The sequence below is a fragment of the Dactylosporangium fulvum genome, assembly GCF_025137375.1.
Classification (GTDB): domain Bacteria; phylum Actinomycetota; class Actinomycetes; order Mycobacteriales; family Micromonosporaceae; genus Dactylosporangium; species Dactylosporangium fulvum.
This window is the reverse complement of sequence record NZ_CP073720.1, coordinates 2,895,226-2,914,008: the sequence shown is the minus strand read 5'-3', so window position 1 is coordinate 2,914,008 and position 18,783 is coordinate 2,895,226. Positions and strand designations below refer to the sequence as shown.

Here is an 18,783-nt window from a genome sequence, read left to right as displayed (position 1 = left end):
GTCAGCCGAACCGGGCGGCCAGCCACCGGTACAGTCCGGGGGCCGCCCCGCGGACCGCGACCGGCAGCCGCAGCCAGGCGGGTGCGTACCGCTCGGCGGCGCCGGTCGCGATCGTCTCGACCAGCAGGTCCGCGACCCGGTCCACGGGCAGCGGCCGGGGGCTGCGCCGTTCGTACGGCCGCCCCCGGCGTTGGAAGAACTCGGTCTGGACCACCCCGGGCACGAACACGCCGATCCCGACGCCTGAGCCACGCGTCTCGAGCCGCAGGCTTTCGGCGAAGCTGTCGAGGCCGGCCTTGGTCGCCGCGTAGACCGCCTCGCCGGCCACGCCCGTCCGGCCGGCGATCGACGTCACGAACATCACGCACCCGTCCCGGCGGGCGCACATCGCCGGCAGCAGCGCCCGGGTGAGCCGCATCGGCGCCACCAGGTTGACCGCGACCAGCCGCTCGATGTCGGACGGCGCCATCCCGCTGAACGGTCCGGCCCAGCCCACGCCGGCGTTGTTCACGAGGATGTCCACACCGCCGGCGAGCCGGCCCGCCTCTGCCGCCAGCCGGCCCGCCTCCTCCGGCTCGGCGAGGTCGCCCGGCACCGGAAACCCGCCGGTGCGTCCGGCCAGTGCCGACAACCGCCGCCGGTCCCGGCCGTGCAGGACCAGCCGCGCGCCCGCCTCGGCCAGCCGCAGCGCCGCAGCCCTGCCGATACCCGAAGAGGCGCCGGTGACGAGTGCGACCCGGCCCGCGATCCGCATCGGATTGCCCTTTCTTCCAGCTTCCAACAATGTCCGAGGGTTAGAACCACGCGCTTTTGCGGTAGAGCGCCTGGCGTGTCCATCACCGAGTCTGGTCCGGTCCGCGCCGACCTGCGCCGCCGCGTCGTGGTGATCTCGGCCAGCGTCGGTGCCGGGCACGACGGCACGACCCGCGAGCTGGCGGCCCGGCTGCGCGACCGGGGTTTCCTGGTCGACTGCATGGATGTCACCGACGTCTTTCCGTGGCGGCTCGGGCGGTTGCTGCGCGGCACGTACCACGGCATGCTGCTGCGGCTGCCGTGGGTCTACGACGGCCTGTTCGCGATCGCCTGCCGGTTCCGGGGCGCCGGACCGATCACGCGCGCCCTGCTGCGCCCTGTGCGTTCACGGATGCGCCGGGCACTGCCCGCCGACGTCCACGCGGTCGTGTCGACCTACCCGATCGCCAGCCAGCTGCTCGGCTCGCTGCGCCGCGACGGACACCTCGCCGTACCGGTGATCACCTACCTGACCGACTTCGCCGTGCATCCGATCTGGCTCTCCCCCGGCGTCGACGTCCATTACGCGGCGCACGAGACCAGTCGCGTCCAGGCTCTCGCCTACGGAGCGACCGATGTCCGTGTGGCCGGCCGGCTGGTGTCCGCCCGGTGCCGCCCGGCTTCGGCGTCGACGAAGCGGCAGGCCCGGCAACGGTTCGGCCTGCCGCCGGACGCCCGGCTCGCGCTGCTCGTCGCCGGCGCGTGGGGTGTCGGCGAGGTCGCCACGACGGCCACCGAGATCGCGGCCACGGGTGCCGCGATCCCGGTCACGGTCTGCGGACACAACACGGCGCTGCGGCGCCGGATGCTGCGGGCCGGAATCGGGCACGTCTTCGGCTGGGTGGACGACATGCCGGAGCTGCTGCACGCCGCCGACGTGCTCGTGGAGAACGGCGGCGGACTCACCGCCCTTGAAGCCATGGCCTGCGGGCTGCCCGTTATCACGTACCGGCCGCTACCCGGCCACGGCAGGGCGAGCGCGGCCACCATGGCCGAGGCCGGGGTGACCACCCTGGTGCGCGGCCGGGACGAGCTCGGACGGGCGCTCGCCGAGGTCGTCGTCGGCGAGCGGGGCCGACAGGCTCGCGACGCCGGGCTGGCGCTGTTCGCCACGGATCCCGCGACCGGAATCGCCGACATCGCCGCCGGCGGACAGCCGTCGCTCGTCGGTGACGATGCCGGCCACCGGTGACGTCGGCGCCGGCGGCCGGGCGTCATGAACGTCGTCGCTGTTGTCGCCGCGCTGGGTTCGGCGGCTGCCTTCGCCGTCGGCGCCACGCTCGAGCAGAGCGAGGCCAAGCAGGAAGAGCGGGCGCCGCCGCTCGATCCCCGGTTGCTCCTACGCCTGATACGGCGGCCCAGATGGCTGCTGGCCTGGGTGCCCGAGGGCATCGGCACCGGGCTGCAGGCCCTGGCGCTCAGCTTCGGGCCGCTCGTCCTCGTCGAGCCGCTGCTGATCACCGGCCTGTTCCTGGCCATACCGCTGTCGGCTGCCCTCAACCATCGACGCGTCCACACGCGGGACTACGCCGTGGTGGCGCTCGGCGGCGCCGGCCTGGCCGCGTTCCTGCTCGCCGCCCAGCCCCAGCCCGGCGTTGCCGAGCCGTCGGTGGCGGGCTGGTTGGGCGTCGCGCTCTGGGCCGGGCCCGCGCTCGCGGCGTGCCTGGTCGCCGCGTGGTGTGCCGGCAACGCGGTCCGGGCCGTGCTGCTGGGCGTCGCCAGCGGCCTGCTCTACGGCGTCGCCGCCTCGTTGCTCAAAGCGTTGACCGCACAGCTGTCCACGGAGCCGCTCGCGATCTTCGCTCGCGGGCAGACCTATGCGCTCATCATCGTCGGGCTCGCCGCGGTGACCCTCAACCAGAACGCCTTCCAGACCTCGCGGATCGCCGTGCCGCTGACCGCGATCACCATCCTCGACCCCGCCGTCAGCGTCGTGATCGGCGTGACCGCCTTCCACGAGAAGATCTCCACGGACGGGCCACGGCTCGCGATCCAAGTGGTCGCCGTGCTCGCCATGGTCGGTGGCATCTGGCTTGCCGCCACCACCCGCTCGGACATCCGCCAACAGCAACCGGGATACGGAAAACCCGGCCCGGCGCCACAGCGCGGACCGGACACGAGCTGACGGCTGTTTGATCCGGGCCTCGACGGAAAGCACGGCGCATCACCTGGTTGTCACGGTCGAGGACGGCGTACGTTCAGGGGGAGTGGGCGCGGCACTTGCGCAACACCCGGCCAGGCACAACGTGACCACGCCGGTGCGCACACTCGGGCTGCCGACCGGATTCGTGCCCTACTCAGCGGTGACCGGACCCGATGTGCAGATGGGGAGGGTGGAACCGGTGATGGTGGTGCGCCTCGACCAGCCGCGAAGCGGCCACCGCGTAGATGCCTGCGGTCATCACCGCCAACGCGACGATCTGTGCGACGACCGCCAGCGGCCCGATCCGCAGCGCGCCGCCGAGAACACCGACCCCGATGGCGATCCCGGCCAGCGGCTCCGCGGCGGTCACCGCCGGATAGGAGATCGACAGCGGCGCCAGCTTGTACGCGCTCTGCGCCAGCAGTATGCCGACCGCGGCGACCGCCACGATCGCGTACGGCGTCCAGGACAACAGCACCGCCCGCAGCCCGTCGCTGAACAGCCGGTGCGCGGCGGTGCTGGTCAACGCCGCCTGGAGTCCGAACAGCATGCCGGCGCCGAGGCCGAGCACCGACGCCTCCTGCTGCGGACGCATCCGCCGGGCCACATGGACCAGCCCCCAGGTGACCAGCCCGATCGCCCCGGCGGCAAGCACCCACTGCCACAGCGGAGCATCCGTCCGTTGACCCGGCTTCGGCTGGCCGGCCACCAGAAAGGCGGCCAGGCCGAAGACGACCGCGAGCGCGCCGACGCATTCGCGGCGGCCGAGCCGGTAGCGGCTCCAGAGCGCCGCGACCGGCAGTGCGAACAGCAGCGACGTGACCGTGAGCGGTTCCACCAGCGTGACGGTGCCGATGCCCAATGCCGCCCCGGTCATGATGTTGCCGGCCACGGCGACGGCGAGACCGCTCAGCCACAGCCGCTGCCGGAGCAGGTGTCCCAGCAGCCGCCAGTGCAGTGTGTCTCCGGCCGGCGCACGTGCCGCCACGCGTTGCTGGATCGCATTGCCGATGCCGCTGAGTGCCGCGGCGCAAACCGCCAAGGCGTAGATCATCGCCGCGAGCTATCCGACGGCGCGGTGCCGGACATCCGGTGCCGCTGTCATACCCGCCGTTCCTCCTCGCGTCATCGAACCGGGCCACGTGCGCCGCTGGTCCTGGATGAGGAAGTGGCGCTCGACACCGCAACGAGCGCCACCGACTGTCACCGTGACCCACGCTACCCGCGGCAAGGGCCGGGCCATCGCCACCACTGGGTGATTGCACGACCCGGCGCCGTCGGCGTGATCCGCTATGCAATGTTTGCACTATGCAATGATGGGTAGGGTGGGTGTGTTCGTCGCCTGGCCCGAGGAAGGGATCACGGCATCGTGAACCCATGGTTCCGCGAACGGCAAACGGGCACGGTCACGGCCGGTCCCGGGTGCGGATGCGGCGATCCCGGATGCGGTGCCGCGTTCACCGCGATGCGGCTCGCGGACACCACACAGCGGGTCGCCCTGCGCAACCGCCTTGTCGTGCGGCATCTACAGCTCGCCGAGAAGGTCGCCGCACGGTACCGCCGCGATCCACGCGCCCAGGACATCCGCCAGGTCGCGGCGCTCACGCTCGTCGAGGCCGCCGAACGGTTCGACCCCGGACGCGGCGTGCCGTTCTCCGCGTACGCCACCCCCACCCTCGCGGGAGCGCTGAAGCGCTACATCCGGGACAACCGCTGGTCACTGCACACATCCCGGCGCCACGGCGAGCTCCTCGCCAGGATGACCGACGTCCGCGACCGGCTGACACAACACCTGGGCCGCGATCCCACCGTCGCCGAGACGGCCACCGCAATGCGGTGCAGGGAATCCGACGTGACGAGCACGCTGCGGGTGTTGCACGAACAGCACATGCTGTCCCTCGACGGACCCGCCGACCTGTCCGACGACGGCTCCACGATCGCCGACACCTTGGCCGACAACACCGACGAGACCGGCGCGATCGACGATCGTGAAGCCCTCCACGCGCAGCTGCGCCGTCTGCCTCAGCGGGAACTCCAGGTCGTCATCCTGCGTTTCTACGGCAACCGCACGTACGAGGAGATCGGCGAACAGGTCGGCTGCTCGCCCGCACAGGTGATCCGGCTGCTCCGCACCGCGCTCGACCGGCTGCGCGCCGCGCTGGACGGCGCCGCACCGCAACCCACCGAACACCGCCGCACCGCTACCGACGGCCGGCCGGCCCGGAGCCCCGCCACGCGGCCGCGCCAGTGGCACGAGGGACACCGTCGAACACCCGCGCCGGCTCCGCACCCACCTCCCGCCCGGCCGGCCGGTATGCCATGGCGCGCTGCGCCGCCGGGACGGAACGGCTGCCCGGCAGCGCCGGCTCGAGCCCGCGCCCGGCGGCACCGAGCGCGACCCTCGGCTCGAGGCCCACCGCTCGGCCCTGACGCTGTGATCCCGACGGTTCGTGAGCACCGCCGTGGGGGCAGCACACGCCGTGACCGGTGTCGGGGTCGGTGTCGGGGTCGGTGCCGCACGTCGGTGGCGCCCACCCGCAGCGGGCGGCGCCACGACGTCCACCATGCTCACCGCTGACGCGCCAATGCCGATCGGTCACTCCCCATAGTCGTCGACAACAGCGTCCCCACGGCGGCGAGGCCGAGCAGGACAGTCACACCGCCGGTGATCGCGTTGGTCCAGACGACGCCGGCACTCACCTGCCCGGTCACGAAGGGCACGATGATGACCCAGATACCAACCGCCACCATCGCCCAGCTCAGCCGGTACATCCGCGCCGGCGTCCAGGTGAGGCCGAGCGCGATCACAGCCACCAGGACCCCCAGTATCAAGTTATTGATCGTGACACTCGGCGCTGACGTGTTGAAATGCACGACCCACGGGGAGATGGCCAGCCACGCGCCGGCCAGCAGCACGAGACCGTCGATGACGGTCGCCTGGCTGCTGGCGGTGATCCGCTCGTACCGCTGACGCATCTCGGCGACATCTGGGTGCTCGGATATCTCTCTGTACTCGGACACGTCGGACATGACGCACCTCCTGAACCGCATCTGCGTCGTCCTATGCAGTTCTCAGCTACCCCTCCGACCGCCGGAATGTTCGTGGGCTCGCACATCGGCCGGGTCGACACCCAAGCACCAGGTGGCTCAGCAACAGCGAGCCTCGTCGGCCGCACGTCGGCCGACCACGTCGTTGACCGCAAAGCGGCGCCATGACGGCAGCCTGCGTCCTCTGGGCGGCGGACGGACGGTCAGCGCACGCATGGGTCCTCCACTGATCGGTCCGGCGCGGACGTTCCCGTGCGGGTTCAGGATCCGGCGCCGCGGTCTGCGTCGCCCACGACGGCACGCGCGGCGCGGCGGGCGGTGGCGAAGGCCCTGCGACAGCTGCCCGGGTCGCGGTACACCGCCGGCGACGCGGCGATGAGCGCCATGTGGGTGTCGGTGAGCCTCCACCGGAAGTGACCGTCGCCGGTCGCGACGACGGTCAGCGTCCCGGCACCGTCGCGGAGCCGTTCGACGGCCCGCCGCCAGCCCTCGCGGTCTTCCTCGATCACGCCGGTGGTGGACCGCCGGGTCACCGTGGCGACCTCGGCCAGCACGTCGCCGCCCGCGTCCGTCCCGCGGACCAGCCGCCAGGGCACGGCACCGCCACGGCGGTCGCGCACCACGGCGATCACCGCCCGCTCCCTCCACCGGGGCCGTCCGCGGCGTTGCCCGGCCGGTGACCGCGGACGCGGGTCATGTGGTGCTTGCCCTTGCGGTCCATGCCGACCTCCTCATCCGCTCAATATGTTGGTTCCCCGAAACTGGGCGCATAACCACCTTTGCACTATGCAAATATTGGCGCCTGCCCTACGGGTCACCGATGCGGCGGGATCAGGCGGTGGCCGGCTCGCCCTCCGTCTGGTCGGCCGCGTCGACGTCGGCGCTGTACGCGGCCCAGCCGAGCCACCAGTCCTGCTCGCCGACCTCGCCGGCCGCCTCGGCGAACGCCGTCAACGCCTCCGTCACCGGCGGCTGCCACAGGTGGGCCGTCTCGGCGACCAGCCGCTCCAGGTCGGCACGACGGCGGGCCATCACCTGCTCCACGACGTCGTGACCGGCCCGGGTCAGCCGCACCCGCACGACCCGCCGGTCGGCCGTCGACCGCACCCGGCGGACCAGCCCCTTGCGGATCAGCCGGTCCAGCATGCGGGTGCCGGTCGACGGGTTGACCTGGAGCTCGTCGGCGATGTCGATGCTGCGCTGCGGCCCGCGCACGGCCAGCACGACGAGGGCACGGAACTGCGGCAGCGTGACCTCACCCTCCACGGCGGCCAGCGAACGGGCCGTGAGGCCGACGAAAGCACGGCTGGCCAGCATCAGCGCCTGCACGGCGATCTCGGCGCTCTGAGGGCGATAAGATTGCATACTGCCATGATTGCATCATCCCAGCGTGTCTGTCCGATGCTGCTGCCCGATGCCACCACCCGATCGCCCATCGGTGCCATCCGTGGCATCACCACGCCTCAGCCGTGGTCGCAACGCCACGCAATGAGCAATAATTGCGCTACGCAAGCATTTGTGCCGGCCCGGGGCGCACCGCACGGCACGCGTTTCCGATGCGCGCTCCTGAAACGCCGGAACGACACCGGTCAGCCGCGCAGTCGGCCGGAGGACCTCATGACCACACAGCCGACACCCGTCCCACGCAACCGGCAACGGGTGCACGAACAGGTCGAACACCTCGCCGTGTCCGAATTCGACTGGATCGGCACACCGATCAGGGCGATCGTGGACGCGGCGTGCAGCCTCGCCGGGCACATCGCCCACCCCGGCCAGAGGGGGAGGCAGTCGCAGGAGCACCGACTGCCCACGTGGTGGTGAACACCACGTCCGCACTAGGCAGTGCCGCACCGGGCGCGGGGATCCGGCGGCGATCATCCGGAAAGGATGAGAACGCCTTGCGAAGGGCGAGACAACCTGGCCGTATCAATGGGACTCGAAGGCCGATGTCGTGTCGCAAGGTCGTCCTTCCCGGACGTGCGACATCGCGACAGGAAGGACGCTCGATGACGGGCGAGATCGAGCTGCTGCACGCGGCAGTGAGCGACCTGGCCCTGGTCCAGGGCCTGGAGCAGTTCCAGCAGATCATCCGCAGCACCGCCAGGCGCGTGGCGAACGCCCACGGGTCCACCGTGGTCCTGCTGCGCAACGGGTACTGCTTCTACGCCGACGAGGACGCGGTGAGCCCCCTGTGGAAGGGGCAGCGATTTCCTGTGGAGCAGTGCATCAGCGGCTGGTCGATGCTCAATCGCCGACCGGCCGTCGTGCCGGACATCCAGGTCGACGAGCGGGTCCCGCAGGAGGCGTACCGGCCGACGTTCGTGAAGAGTCTCGTCATCGTCCCGATGCGCGTCGAGGACCCGCTCGGGGCGATCGGCGCCTATTGGATCCAGCCGCACCGCGCCACCGACGAGGAACTGACCCGACTCCAGTCACTTGCCGAGGCGGCCGGCGCAGCGCTGGCACGTCTCATGACGTCAGCGGACAGCGCCCGGCGGGCGGTGAGCTCGGGGACCGCGGGCACACCGCCGTAGGGGTGAATTAGCCTGATTTCATCGCTTTAGCGGTAGAATGCCCTTGCAGGAAGCCGCGTCAGCACGCCCGGCGATCCACGGTTCGCATCCGGCGGTGATGGGTCGGCACAGGCTTCGCGTGTTGGCGCACGGTGAAAGACGGTCGCCGGTGCGCGCAAACCTGGTTCCGTTGCTGCTGAGGCCGAGGCCGCCGCTTTGGCTCGGACTGGTGGCCGCCGTGGCGTTCATCGCCGCGGAGACCCTCGTCCTGTTTCCCCTCAGGGAGAACTTTCCAACGGGCGCCCGGGCCGTGGTCTATCTTTGCGGCATCCTGTTCGTCTCGACGCTGTGGGGCGCCGGGCTCAGCGTGGCGACGGCGGTGGCCAGCGCCTTCGCCTTCAGCTTTTTCCACATCCCGCCCTACGGGGTGTTCGAATTCGCCGCGCACCGGGACCTGCTGGTCGTCGCGCTCTTCATCGTGACCGGGCTGCTGACCAGCAAGCTGGCAGACCTGGCCCGGTCCGGCGCCGCCGAGGCGTCCGAACGCCGCCGGGAAGCCGACCTCGCCGCCGAGCTGGCCAGAAGAATGTTGTGCACCGACGATCTGCGCTCGGAGCTCGGCCCGGCCGCACAGCGGCTCGCAGAAGCGCTCGAACTGCGCTCCGCGGCGATCGAGTTCGACGCGGTGCCAGGAGACGAGCGACGGGCCGCGTTCCCACTGCACGACGGCACTTCGCGCCTGGGCACCCTGCTGGTTCCGGCCGATCTGCCGAACCACACACTGGAGCGCCTGCGGCAACGGGTGGCGCCGCAGCTGGAGTCGCTGTTGTGCGCGGCACGTGACCGTGAGGCGATCACCGACTCGCTGAAGGCGAGTCGCGAAGAGTCCACCAGGCTCATGGAGGAACAAGTCGCGTTGCGGCGCGTGGCCACACTGGTCGCGCATGGAGCCTCACCGACCGACGTGTTCGACGCGGTGACGGAAGAGCTCCGCCGGACCCTCGGTCCGTTCCACACAGCGCTGATGCGCTACGAGCCGGACGGCACGGCCATCCACCTGGCGGGCCTCGGCGAGGCGAGTGGCCCGATGTCCGTCTCGCTCGAAGGCGACAGCGTCGTCGGGAGGGTCTTCCGCACCAGGCGCCCGACCCGGATCGACGACTACGAGCATGCCGCCGACCCGGCGGCAGCGGTGCGCGGGTTGGGTATCCGGTCGGCGGCGGGCGTTCCCGTCATGGTTCAGGGTTGCCTCTGGGGCGTGGCCGTCGTGGTGTCGTTCACGGCGGAGCCGATACCAACCGCCACCGAAGCGCGCCTGACCGACTTCACCGACCTCATCGCGACCGCGATCGCCAACGCCGAGAGTCGAGCGCAGCTCGCCGCCTCGCGCGCCCGCATCGTCACCGCCACCGACAACGCTCGGCGGCAACTCGAACGAGATCTGCACGACGGCGCGCTGCAACGCGTCGTCTCGCTCGGGCTCGAACTGAGCATGATCGAGGCATCCATGCCGCCCGAGCTGGACAAGTACAAGGCGCAGCTGTCGCACACCGCACAGGGCCTGAACGGCGTGTTCGAGTGCCTGCAGGAGGTCTCGCGGGGAATCCACCCGGCGATCATGGCCAAGGGCGGGCTCGGCGCCTCGATCAAGTGGCTCGCCCGCCGTAGCGCGATCCCGGTGGAACTGCACCTGAACATCGACCGGCAACTGCCCGAACATACCGAGGTGGCCGCGCACTACGTCGTGTCCGAAGCGCTCGCCAACGCCGCCAAGCACGCCCGAGCCACCATGGTGCACGTCAACGCCGAGGCGGAGGCCGCGGTCTTCCGGCTCTCGATACAGGACGACGGTATCGGCGGAGCCAGCCTCAGCAAGGAGTCGGGACTGATCAGCCTGCAGGACCGCGTCGAGGCCCTCGGCGGCCACATGGAGATCGTGAGCCCCGTCGGACACGGCACAGCAGTCCTGGTCAAGATTCCGATCAACGAGGTGTGAACGCCACCCGGTCCACCATCGACGCGCGACAGGACCGCACTAACCGTGCAGCCCGCGCAGGACCGCCCGGCACGCCTCCGCACACTGCAGCGTCGCCTGCGAGCAGATCCGGCAGTGGTCGTGATGGTGGGCGTGCCTGCCGCACAGTTCGGCGCTGTGCTCGCACGCCATCACACACGTCTCCAGCAACGAACCCAGCAACGTGGCATCGCCGCCACGGCTGACCACCCGACGGGCTGCCGCCACCACGTCCGCACAGTTCAGATCCCGGATGATCGCGTCCTGCAGCGCCCGCACGTCGTCCTCGGCGACCATGGCGGCCGCACAGGCGGTCGCGGCCTCCTCACACGCCGCCATCGCATCGATCACGCTCGCCAGCTGCTCGCTGCCCACCTGCGGACGAAAACTCACGGCGAGCGTGTCGAGCAGCTCCCGGGTCTGCGACATGGCGATCCTCCCGATGTCAGGTACGGCGACCGCACGGATCTACCACGGCAAGGCCGCCTCAAACCCGCCCGGCGGCGGTCCCGGTGTTCCCGCCCGCACAGCCGTCTTGCGACGGCGCTATACGAGCGTATAGTCAGCTACTGGGTCGAATAGCTCGCCATACGTCTATATATGGAGGTGCGGATCATGAAACGCCCGGTCGGCGATCCGACACTCGAGGACCTGACCGCTCGGGCACGGATCAGGGACGCCGCGATCCGCCTGTTCGCCGAGCGCGGCATCGACGGCACGACGGTCCGCGACATCACCCAACTGGCCGGTGTGTCACCGGGCCTGCTCCGGCACCATTTCGGGTCCAAGGAGGCGCTGCGCGAGGAGTGCGACGCCTACGCGCTGGACCGGCTCATGCGGATCAAGGAGGAGCTCCTCCTCGAGGGCAAGGTGGCCAACCCGGCCTTCCTGCCGTCGGTCCATCCCACGATCGTGCTGCTGTACAAGTACGTCACCCGGGCCCTGCTCGACGGCTCGCCCGCCGCCGCGGGGTTGTTCGACGACATGGTGACGCTGACCGAGCAGTGGATCAGCAAGTACGCGCCGGATATCACCGAGGACTACCGGGCATACGCCGCGGTGCTCGTCGGCATGCAGTCCGGGATTCTCGCGATGCACGACCACGTGTCCCGCGCGCTGGGCGTCGACGTCTTCACCGCCGACGGGTACCTCCGGATGGCGGGCGCGCTGGCCGACTTCTACTCCCACTCGCTGCTCGACGCCGAGTTCGCCGCGAAGGCACGTGAGGCGATGGCGTCGCTGCGGGCACCCAATCCGCCTACCGCCACGGGGACCGACCCCGCGGCCGAAGGAGCATGAGGAACATGACCGAGGCGATCCGCGCAGACGCACTGGTCAAGACGTTCGGGCGCACCCGTGCGCTCGACGGGCTCGACCTGGCTGTGCAGACCGGGGAAGTGCACGGCTTCCTGGGTCCCAACGGCGCGGGGAAGTCCACCACCATCCGGGTCCTGCTCGGGCTGCTGCGCCCGGACGGCGGCGCCGCCCGGCTGCTCGGCGGCGATCCGTGGCGCGACGCCGCGGACCTGCACCGCCGCCTCGCCTACGTGCCCGGCGACGTCACGCTGTGGCCCAACCTGTCCGGCGGCGAGGTCATCGACCTGCTCGGCCGGCTCCGCGGCGGCCTCGACGCCAGGCGCCGCGCCGCACTGCTGGAGCGCTTCGACCTCGACCCGAGCAAGAAGGGCCGGACCTACTCGAAGGGCAACCGGCAGAAGGTCGCCCTCGTCGCCGCTCTCGCCTCCGACGTCGAGCTGCTCATCCTCGACGAGCCCACCTCCGGCCTCGACCCGCTCATGGAGGAGGTCTTCCGCGACTGCATCGCCGAGGAACGCCGCGACGGCCGCACCGTCCTGCTGTCCAGCCACATCCTCTCCGAGGTCGAGGCGCTCTGCGACCGGGTCACCATCATCCGCGAGGGGCGGGCGGTCGAGACCGGCACGCTCGCCGACATGCGGCACCTGACCCGCACCTCGATCCAGGTCGACCTCGCCGGGCCGGCGACCGGCCTCGACACGCTGCCCGGCGTGCACGACCTGCGGACCGACAACGGCACCGTGCGCTTCGACGTGGACACCGCCGCGCTCGACGCGGTGCTGCGGGAGCTCACCGCGGTGGGCATCCGGAGCCTGACCAGCCAGCCACCGACGCTCGAAGAGCTGTTCCTGCGCCACTACGACCGGACCCAGGCCGACGGAAAGCAGCGGACAGGGGTGGCCCGGTGAACTCGCTGACCGGCACGCGCGCCCTGGCGCGACTGGCGCTGCGGCTCGACCGCGTCCGGCTGACCGTGTGGGTGGCCGGGCTCGCGGTGTTGCCGATGGCCACCGCGGCCAACTACTTCAAGCTCTACCCGACCGAGGAGGACCTGCGCGCGGTGAGCGGCGTCCTCACCAACCCGTCGCTCGTCGCGCTGAGCGGCCCGCTGTTCGACGTGTCGATCGGAGGGCTCACCGCGTGGAAGATCGGCGTGACCGAGTTCATCCTGGTCGGGCTGATGAGCCTGCTGACGGTCGTGCGGCACACCCGGACCGAGGAGGAGACCGGCCGGCTGGAGCTCATCCGCGCCACCGTGATCGGGCGTCACGCGCCGCTCACCGCGGCCCTGCTGGTCACCGTGCTGGCGAACCTGGCCATCGCGGTACTGAGCGCGCTCGGGCTGCTGGCGACCGGACTGCCGGTCGTCGGCTCGGTGGCCTTCGGCCTCGCGACCGGCCTCGTCGGGATACTGTTCGCCGCGATCGCGGCCGCGGCCGCGCAGCTCACCGAGAGCGCTCGGGCGGCCAGCGGCATCGCCGGCGCCGTCCTCGGCGGGACCTACCTGCTGCGTGCCGTCGGCGACACCGGTCCGACCTGGCTGAGCTGGCTGTCACCGACCGGCTGGGCGCTGCACCTGCGCCCGTACGCCGATGAACGGTGGTGGGTCGCCCTGCTGTTCGCCGGGTTCGCGGCCGTCTTCGCCGCGGTCGGCTACGCGCTCGCCGGTCGCCGGGACGTGGGCGCCGGCCTGCTGCCGGAGCGGCCCGGTCCCGCCGAGGCCTCCCCCGCCCTGCGCAGCCCGCTCGCGCTGGCCTGGCGGCTGCACCGCGGCCTGCTCCTCGGCTGGACCGTCGGGCTGGCGCTGACCGGGGCCGTCATGGGCGGCGCCGCCGTCGGCATCGGCAACCTGGAGTCGCCGAACCAGCAGCTGACCGACATCCTGAGCCGGTTGGGCGGGCGCAGCGGCCTCACCGACGCGTTCCTCGCTGCCATCTTCGGCGTCACCGGCATGGTCGCCGCCGCCTACACGGTGCAGGCGACGCTGCGGCTGCGCCAGGAGGAGAGCAGCGGGCGGGTCGAGGCGCTGCTGGCCACGCGTGTGGGTCGGCTGCGCTGGGCGGCGAGCCATCTGGCGTTCGCGCTGCTGGGCACGGCGCTGCTGCTGGCCGTGGCGGGCATCGGCGGCGGCCTCGTGTACGGCGCGCAGGTCCACGACGTCGGCGGGCAGGTCGGGCGGCTGCTCGGCGCCGCACTGGTGCAGCTGCCGGCCGCCTGGGTGCTGGCCGGTCTCGGCATCGCCCTGATCGGCCTGGCACCGAGACTCAGCACCCTGACCTGGGCCGCGCTCATCGTGTCCGTCCTGCTCCTCGAGCTCGGCGCGCTGTTCGGACTGAGCCAGTGGGTCGTCGACCTCACCCCGTTCGCGCACGTGCCGAAGCTGCCCGGCGCCGCGTTCACCGTGACGCCGCTGCTGTGGCTCACCGTCATCGCGGCCGCCCTGGGCGTGGCCGGCCTCGCCGGGCTGCGCCGGAGGGACATGCCGGTGGCGTGAAGCACGCCCGGATCGAGGGCCGCGCGACTCGACTCGCGCGGCCCTCGACCGCCGGGACGTCGCCCTGTTCCGGGCCGGCTGACAAAGGGCTGATCGAACGGTCGCCCCTCGCGAGAAAGCTGGCGTTTCGCGGTCAACATCACTCTTCGGGGCGATTTTTGTGGGTATAGCCCGGCTCGCGCTAGGTTCGCCCGATGCGACGGCGAGATGTACTCACCCTGGCCGCCGTGGGCGCGGTCGCCGGCTGCGCGCGCGGCCCCATGCCCCTGACGGACGGCGCGCCCGCCTCCACGGACCCGGCGAAAACGAACCCGGCGGAACTGGTCTTCCCGGCGGGTTTCGGCTGGGGAGCGTCCACCTCGGCGTACCAGATCGAGGGCGCCGCCGCCGAGGACGGACGCGGGCCGTCGGTGTGGGACGTGTTCAGCCACGAGCAGGGCCGCACCCGCGACGGGGACACCGGCGACGTGGCCGCCGACCACTACCACCGCTTCGCCGAAGACCTCGACATCATGAAGGACCTCGGCCTGACCTCCTACCGGTTCTCCATCTCCTGGTCCCGGATCCTGCCCACCGGCCGCGGCACCCCCAACACCAAGGGCCTCGACTTCTACCACAAACTCGTCGACGGACTCCTCACCCGCGGCATCGCACCGGTCGCCACGCTCTTCCACTGGGACACCCCACAGGCCCTGCAGGAAATCGGCGGCTGGGAACACCGCGACTGCGCGAAACGCTTCGCCGACTACGCCGCCACCATGTTCGCCGCACTCGGCGACAAGGTCCCGACCTGGCTCACACTCAACGAACCCAAGACCGTCGTCGACGTCGGCTACACCGCCGGCGTGCACGCCCCCGGCAAGCGGGACCGGCAACTGGCCAACGTGGTCGGCCACCACCTGCTGCTCGGACACGGCCTGGCGGTGCAGGCACTGCGCGGTACCACCGCCGAAGGCCGCATCGGCCCCGCCCTCAGCCTGTCGCCCACCTATCCCGCCGACGAGTCGGATGCGGCGCGGAGGCAGGCGACGGTCGCCGACGCCGAGGAGAACCGCCGCTGGCTCGACCCCGTGCTGCTGGGGCGCTATCCGGAGGACTGGCTGGCCACGCAGCCCGCCGACGCGCCGCTACGCGCGGCGATCAAGGATGGCGACCTGGCCGTCATCGGCGCGAAGAACGACCTGGTCGGGGTCAACTACTACGGCCCTACACACGTGACCGGCACGGGGAGCCGGGTCATGAAACACCCGACGTCGCAGGCGACGTGGCAGGAGGTGGACCCCGACGGGCTCTTCGACCTGCTGACCCGGATCAAACGCGACTACGGCGACATCCCGCTGATCATCACGGAAAACGGGATGCCGACGAAGAACGCCACCCAGGACCAGGACCGCATCACCTTCCTGCACGACCACCTCGTCGCCGCCCACCGCGCCATCCAGGCCGGCGTGAGGCTGGAGACCTACCACCTCTGGTCGCTGCTGGACAACTTCGAGTGGGCCGAGGGCTACTCCCAGCGCTGGGGCATCATCCACGTCGACTACAAGACCCAGCAGCGCACCCGCAAGGCCAGCGCCGACTGGTACCAGACGGTGATCGCCCGCAACGGTGTGAGCTCTCATCGGACCTGATCTGCCCTGGTGTGCGGGTTCGGGGTTGGTCGGCGAAGGGTCATTGAGGGTCGCCGAACCAGGTTCCCAGCGCCTCGAGGAGATGGTCGTTGCCGTTCGGGCCGAGGGCCCACGCGACGTAGCCGTCCGGCCGGATGAGAAGGGCGTCGGCGGGTGGTGCCGGTGCGTGGGCGGTGACGAGGTCGACGCGGTCGCGCCATGGGCCGGTCAGGTCGGCGAGGTGGCTGGCGTCGGTGAGGTCCACCAGCAGCGGCCGGCCCGGACGCATGAGTTCGGCGAGGCGGGTGTCGCGGGACCCGATACGGAGATCGAGGTCAGGGGCGAACCGGCCGGTCAGCGCATGGGGTGTGCCGGGGTGCGTCCGGTAGCGGACATCCGAGCCGGCCAGCAGGTCAGTGATCTGTCCGGTGACAACGGGGGTTTCGAGCAGTTCGGCGACGACCTGGCGCAGGGCGGTGACCGCCGGTCCGGGGGACATCAGCGCCAGCTGGGCCTGGGTGTGCATGGTGACCCGTTCGGCGGCCGGACGGCGCTCGGCGTGGTAGCTGTCGAGCAGTCCGGGTGGCGCCCAGCCGTGCACCTGCGCGGCGAGTTTCCAGCCGAGGTTGGCCGCGTCCTGCAGCCCGAGGTTGAGTCCGGGCGCACCGACCGCGGAATGCACGTGGGCGGCATCTCCAGCGAGGAACACCCGGCCGTGACGGTACGAGTCCGCGATCCGGGTGTTCGCGACATACACGCGGCGCAGCAGATGCGGCCCCGGAGTGGTTGGTGCGGCAAGCGGCAGGTCCTGGCCGAGGACCCGGTGCAGGCTGGCGCGCACCTCCTCGATGCTGACGGGGATCTCGCCGGTGATCGGGGGCCCGTCCCACTCGATCACCGACACCATCAACACGCCGGGCTCGTGCGGCACCACCACGTAGGCGCCGCGTTCGGTGCGGTGCCAGGCGTACAGGCCGATCCGGTCACCGCTCGGCAGGGCAATGTCGGCGGTATCGGTGCTGATCGATGACGCCGGCACGGTCACATGTGCGGCACGCGAGATGATGCTCGGATCGGTGAAGCCGGAGAACGAAACGCCGATCATCTTGCGCACCCCGCTGCGGGCGCCGTCGCATCCGACGAGATACCCGGTGCGCATCTCGTAGCAGCCGTCAGGGCCTTGCACCTGCACGGTCACGGCATCGTCATCCTGACGCAGTTCCTGTACCCGGTGTCCGCGTCGTAGGTCCACGCCGAGATCCCGGGCCCGCTGTTCCAGCAGCGATTCGAGGCGCGCCTGACGGATCTGCAGGCCGTAGAGGGGATTCTCGGCCAGGCCGGACAGTTTCAAGGGCAGCGCACCGAACAGGAACGCGGGAGCGGGCTGCGGCCGATCGCCGCGGCCGCCGAAGGACTGGTACAACCCCCGGTGGTCGAGGAAGCGGACGACCTGACCGACCAAGGCGTTGGCCTTGTACGCGGTGCTGCGCTCGGACAACTGCTCGAGCACGACCGGACGCACGCCGGCAAGTATCAATTCACCGGCCAGCAACAGCCCGACAGGGCCGCCACCCACGATGATCACATCGACATTCATCGGATTCTCCATTCGGTCGGGTTCGCCGCGCAGGACCCCGCCGGCAGTGGCGGGTCGCTACCCACGCGGTCATGACTCGGGCGTCAGGTTGTGTGACGGACGATCAAGTCAGCGGTCTGCTGGGTGAGACCGGGTGAGAAGAACGGGTGATGCCCCATGCCGGGCATCACCTCCAGTCGCGCGCCCGGGATCTGTGCCGCGAGTGCTTCACCGTGGGCCGGCGGGAACAGCGGATCCGCACTGCCGTGCACGACCAACGTCGGGGCGGTGACGGCGGACAGAGGGGCACGCCGGTCGTCGTCGAAGCGCCGCCCGGCGAGATTGTGATGCAACGCGGCAGCGAAGTTGCCGGCTCGGGCGTAGCAGCGTTCGACGAAACTCCGCGCGGCGGCCTCGTCGAAAGGCAGAACATCACCGTTGAGCATCCGCCAGGTCTGCACGTCGGCGTCGAGGCGCTCCTGCTGCGTGGTGCGGGGCGCCCGCGCCGAGACCAGCACGTGGTTCACGAACGACGCGGTCGGGGGTGGTAGTTCGGCGGCCACGGCAGGTTCACCTGCCATCGCCCGCGCCCAGGCCGGGCCCGGGTTGTGGCCCATCGGCGAGGTCGCGATCGCCGTCAGGGTGCGTACCCGGGGTGCACGGTGCACGGCCAGCCACTGCCCGATCGCCGCGCCCAGCGACGTCCCGACGATGTGGGCGGCTGCAACACCGTGACCATCCAGGACCGCTGCCGCGTCGGCTGCCATGTCGGCGAGGGCGTACGGATCTGTCGTGAAATCGACGCAGTCGGAACGGCCGGTGTCGCGGTGATCGAACCGGATGACCTGCCGACCGCTGTCTACGAGGGCTTCCAGCAGTTCTTCAGGCCAGCCGATGCCCTGCGTCGACGTACCCATGATCAATAGAACGGCGGGTTTGCCGGGGTCGCCGAACCGCTCCGTCCACAGCCGCAGTCGTCCGGAACTCACGAACTTCTCGTCACCAGCAAGCATGCCGGGCACCGTAGCGATAACCGAATAAGGCAAATGCCACAACCCCTGGTAGTCCAAAATAGTGCTCGTGAGATAATTAGGTAGACGCCGACGGATGCGCGTCTGTCCATTTCCGGCGTCGGAGTGGGGCTTGCTCGTCGCCTCACGCGTCCGCGGAGACTTCCGGCGCTACGACGCGACCCGGGCCAGACGGAGGCAGGCACGAACGCCGGGTACCGGTCGCGCGCCGCCGCCTCGTCCCGGTGCTCGAATGGTGACGCGCC

General features: G+C 70.9%; 18 protein-coding genes. 10 read left to right on the top strand and 8 right to left on the bottom strand.

Features of this window, described 5'->3' with window-relative positions; all coding sequences use genetic code 11:
• Position 1: 1 nt before the first annotated feature.
• The gene (locus Dfulv_RS13495) at positions 2 to 754 is read right to left on the bottom strand and encodes an SDR family NAD(P)-dependent oxidoreductase (protein ID WP_259863262.1); all 753 of its coding nucleotides are present in this window, start codon (positions 752 to 754) and stop codon (positions 2 to 4) included.
• Positions 755 to 829: 75 nt separating this feature from the next.
• On the opposite strand from Dfulv_RS13495, the gene Dfulv_RS13490 reads away from it, so the two are divergent.
• On the top strand, positions 830 to 1,984 hold the full coding sequence (locus tag Dfulv_RS13490; RefSeq protein ID WP_259863261.1) for a glycosyltransferase: 1,155 nt from the start codon (positions 830 to 832) through the stop codon (positions 1,982 to 1,984).
• Positions 1,985 to 2,008: 24 nt separating this feature from the next.
• Entirely contained in the window at positions 2,009 to 2,917 is a 909-nt protein-coding gene (locus Dfulv_RS13485) for a DMT family transporter (protein ID WP_259863260.1), read from the top strand.
• Positions 2,918 to 3,089: 172 nt separating this feature from the next.
• Here Dfulv_RS13485 and Dfulv_RS13480 read toward each other — a convergent pair whose 3' ends face one another.
• On the bottom strand, positions 3,090 to 3,989 hold the full coding sequence (locus Dfulv_RS13480) for a DMT family transporter (RefSeq protein WP_259863259.1): 900 nt from the start codon (positions 3,987 to 3,989) through the stop codon (positions 3,090 to 3,092).
• Between the two features lie 411 nt (positions 3,990 to 4,400).
• Between Dfulv_RS13480 and Dfulv_RS13475 the strand changes: the two genes are divergently transcribed.
• Positions 4,401 to 5,513, top strand: coding sequence for a sigma-70 family RNA polymerase sigma factor (locus tag Dfulv_RS13475; protein ID WP_259863258.1), 1,113 nt, complete (start codon positions 4,401 to 4,403; stop codon positions 5,511 to 5,513).
• Here Dfulv_RS13475 and Dfulv_RS13470 read toward each other — a convergent pair.
• The 3 genes from Dfulv_RS13470 to Dfulv_RS13460 form a co-directional block, all read right to left on the bottom strand.
• Positions 5,504 to 5,965: an SPW repeat protein gene (locus tag Dfulv_RS13470; protein WP_259863257.1), complete on the bottom strand. Its 462-nt coding sequence runs from the start codon at positions 5,963 to 5,965 to the stop codon at positions 5,504 to 5,506. The genes Dfulv_RS13475 and Dfulv_RS13470 overlap by 10 nt on opposite strands.
• Before the next feature lie 278 nt (positions 5,966 to 6,243).
• The gene (locus Dfulv_RS13465) at positions 6,244 to 6,615 is read right to left on the bottom strand and encodes a hypothetical protein (protein WP_259863256.1); all 372 of its coding nucleotides are present in this window, start codon (positions 6,613 to 6,615) and stop codon (positions 6,244 to 6,246) included.
• Between the two features lie 199 nt (positions 6,616 to 6,814).
• Positions 6,815 to 7,348, bottom strand: a complete 534-nt coding sequence (locus tag Dfulv_RS13460; RefSeq protein WP_259863255.1) for a MarR family winged helix-turn-helix transcriptional regulator — start codon at positions 7,346 to 7,348, stop codon at positions 6,815 to 6,817.
• A gap of 252 nt (positions 7,349 to 7,600) precedes the next feature.
• Here Dfulv_RS13460 and Dfulv_RS13455 point away from each other — a divergent pair, with 252 nt between their 5' ends.
• The 3 genes from Dfulv_RS13455 to Dfulv_RS13445 all read left to right on the top strand — a co-directional run bounded on the left by Dfulv_RS13455 (position 7,601) and on the right by Dfulv_RS13445 (position 10,492).
• Positions 7,601 to 7,804 carry a hypothetical protein gene (locus tag Dfulv_RS13455; RefSeq protein ID WP_259863253.1) on the top strand — a complete coding sequence of 68 codons (204 nt, stop codon included), beginning with the start codon at positions 7,601 to 7,603 and terminating at the stop codon, positions 7,802 to 7,804.
• Positions 7,805 to 7,989: 185 nt separating this feature from the next.
• On the top strand, positions 7,990 to 8,517 hold the full coding sequence (locus tag Dfulv_RS13450; RefSeq protein WP_259863252.1) for a GAF domain-containing protein: 528 nt from the start codon (positions 7,990 to 7,992) through the stop codon (positions 8,515 to 8,517).
• A gap of 208 nt (positions 8,518 to 8,725) precedes the next feature.
• Positions 8,726 to 10,492, top strand: a complete 1,767-nt coding sequence (locus tag Dfulv_RS13445; protein WP_259863251.1) for a sensor histidine kinase — start codon at positions 8,726 to 8,728, stop codon at positions 10,490 to 10,492.
• 39 nt (positions 10,493 to 10,531) lie between these two features.
• Here the strand turns inward: Dfulv_RS13445 and Dfulv_RS13440 are convergent, their stop codons facing one another.
• Complete coding sequence (locus Dfulv_RS13440) at positions 10,532 to 10,939, bottom strand: four-helix bundle copper-binding protein (RefSeq protein WP_259863250.1); 408 nt, start codon at positions 10,937 to 10,939, stop codon at positions 10,532 to 10,534.
• A 186-nt stretch (positions 10,940 to 11,125) separates the two neighbouring features.
• Between Dfulv_RS13440 and Dfulv_RS13435 the strand changes: the two genes are divergently transcribed.
• The 4 genes from Dfulv_RS13435 to Dfulv_RS13420 all read left to right on the top strand — a co-directional run bounded on the left by Dfulv_RS13435 (position 11,126) and on the right by Dfulv_RS13420 (position 15,952).
• Entirely contained in the window at positions 11,126 to 11,809 is a 684-nt protein-coding gene (locus tag Dfulv_RS13435; RefSeq protein ID WP_259863249.1) for a TetR/AcrR family transcriptional regulator, read from the top strand.
• A gap of 5 nt (positions 11,810 to 11,814) precedes the next feature.
• Positions 11,815 to 12,735, top strand: coding sequence for an ABC transporter ATP-binding protein (locus Dfulv_RS13430; RefSeq protein ID WP_259863248.1), 921 nt, complete (start codon positions 11,815 to 11,817; stop codon positions 12,733 to 12,735).
• Complete coding sequence (locus Dfulv_RS13425; RefSeq protein ID WP_259863247.1) at positions 12,732 to 14,321, top strand: ABC transporter permease; 1,590 nt, start codon at positions 12,732 to 12,734, stop codon at positions 14,319 to 14,321. Before Dfulv_RS13430 ends, Dfulv_RS13425 begins: the two co-directional genes overlap by 4 nt.
• A gap of 260 nt (positions 14,322 to 14,581) precedes the next feature.
• Positions 14,582 to 15,952 (top strand): GH1 family beta-glucosidase, encoded by a 1,371-nt coding sequence (locus Dfulv_RS13420; protein ID WP_259867659.1) that lies wholly within the window; start codon positions 14,582 to 14,584, stop codon positions 15,950 to 15,952.
• Positions 15,953 to 15,992: 40 nt separating this feature from the next.
• Here the strand turns inward: Dfulv_RS13420 and Dfulv_RS13415 are convergent, their stop codons facing one another.
• Together Dfulv_RS13415 and Dfulv_RS13410 are read right to left on the bottom strand one after the other, a co-directional pair.
• Positions 15,993 to 17,528 (bottom strand): FAD-dependent monooxygenase, encoded by a 1,536-nt coding sequence (locus tag Dfulv_RS13415; protein ID WP_259863246.1) that lies wholly within the window; start codon positions 17,526 to 17,528, stop codon positions 15,993 to 15,995.
• An 83-nt stretch (positions 17,529 to 17,611) separates the two neighbouring features.
• The gene (locus Dfulv_RS13410) at positions 17,612 to 18,577 is read right to left on the bottom strand and encodes an alpha/beta fold hydrolase (RefSeq protein WP_259863244.1); all 966 of its coding nucleotides are present in this window, start codon (positions 18,575 to 18,577) and stop codon (positions 17,612 to 17,614) included.
• Positions 18,578 to 18,783: the final 206 nt, after the last annotated feature.

Bases quoted from the DNA above. Each gene is read 5' to 3' on its own strand.
- Dfulv_RS13475 (WP_259863258.1), top strand. From the start codon at position 4,401: ATGCGGCTCGCGGACACCACACAGCGGGTCGCCCTGCGCAACCGCCTT.
- Dfulv_RS13480 (WP_259863259.1), bottom strand. From the start codon at position 3,989: ATGATCTACGCCTTGGCGGTTTGCGCCGCGGCACTCAGCGGCATCGGC.
- Dfulv_RS13455 (WP_259863253.1), top strand. From the start codon at position 7,601: ATGACCACACAGCCGACACCCGTCCCACGCAACCGGCAACGGGTGCAC.
- Dfulv_RS13430 (WP_259863248.1), top strand. From the start codon at position 11,815: ATGACCGAGGCGATCCGCGCAGACGCACTGGTCAAGACGTTCGGGCGC.
- Dfulv_RS13440 (WP_259863250.1), bottom strand. From the start codon at position 10,939: ATGTCGCAGACCCGGGAGCTGCTCGACACGCTCGCCGTGAGTTTTCGT.
- Dfulv_RS13460 (WP_259863255.1), bottom strand. From the start codon at position 7,348: ATGCAATCTTATCGCCCTCAGAGCGCCGAGATCGCCGTGCAGGCGCTG.
- Dfulv_RS13435 (WP_259863249.1), top strand. From the start codon at position 11,126: ATGAAACGCCCGGTCGGCGATCCGACACTCGAGGACCTGACCGCTCGG.
- Dfulv_RS13495 (WP_259863262.1), bottom strand. From the start codon at position 754: ATGCGGATCGCGGGCCGGGTCGCACTCGTCACCGGCGCCTCTTCGGGT.
- Dfulv_RS13415 (WP_259863246.1), bottom strand. From the start codon at position 17,528: ATGAATGTCGATGTGATCATCGTGGGTGGCGGCCCTGTCGGGCTGTTG.
- Dfulv_RS13420 (WP_259867659.1), top strand. From the start codon at position 14,582: ATGCCCCTGACGGACGGCGCGCCCGCCTCCACGGACCCGGCGAAAACG.
- Dfulv_RS13485 (WP_259863260.1), top strand. From the start codon at position 2,009: ATGAACGTCGTCGCTGTTGTCGCCGCGCTGGGTTCGGCGGCTGCCTTC.
- Dfulv_RS13450 (WP_259863252.1), top strand. From the start codon at position 7,990: ATGACGGGCGAGATCGAGCTGCTGCACGCGGCAGTGAGCGACCTGGCC.
- Dfulv_RS13470 (WP_259863257.1), bottom strand. From the start codon at position 5,965: ATGTCCGACGTGTCCGAGTACAGAGAGATATCCGAGCACCCAGATGTC.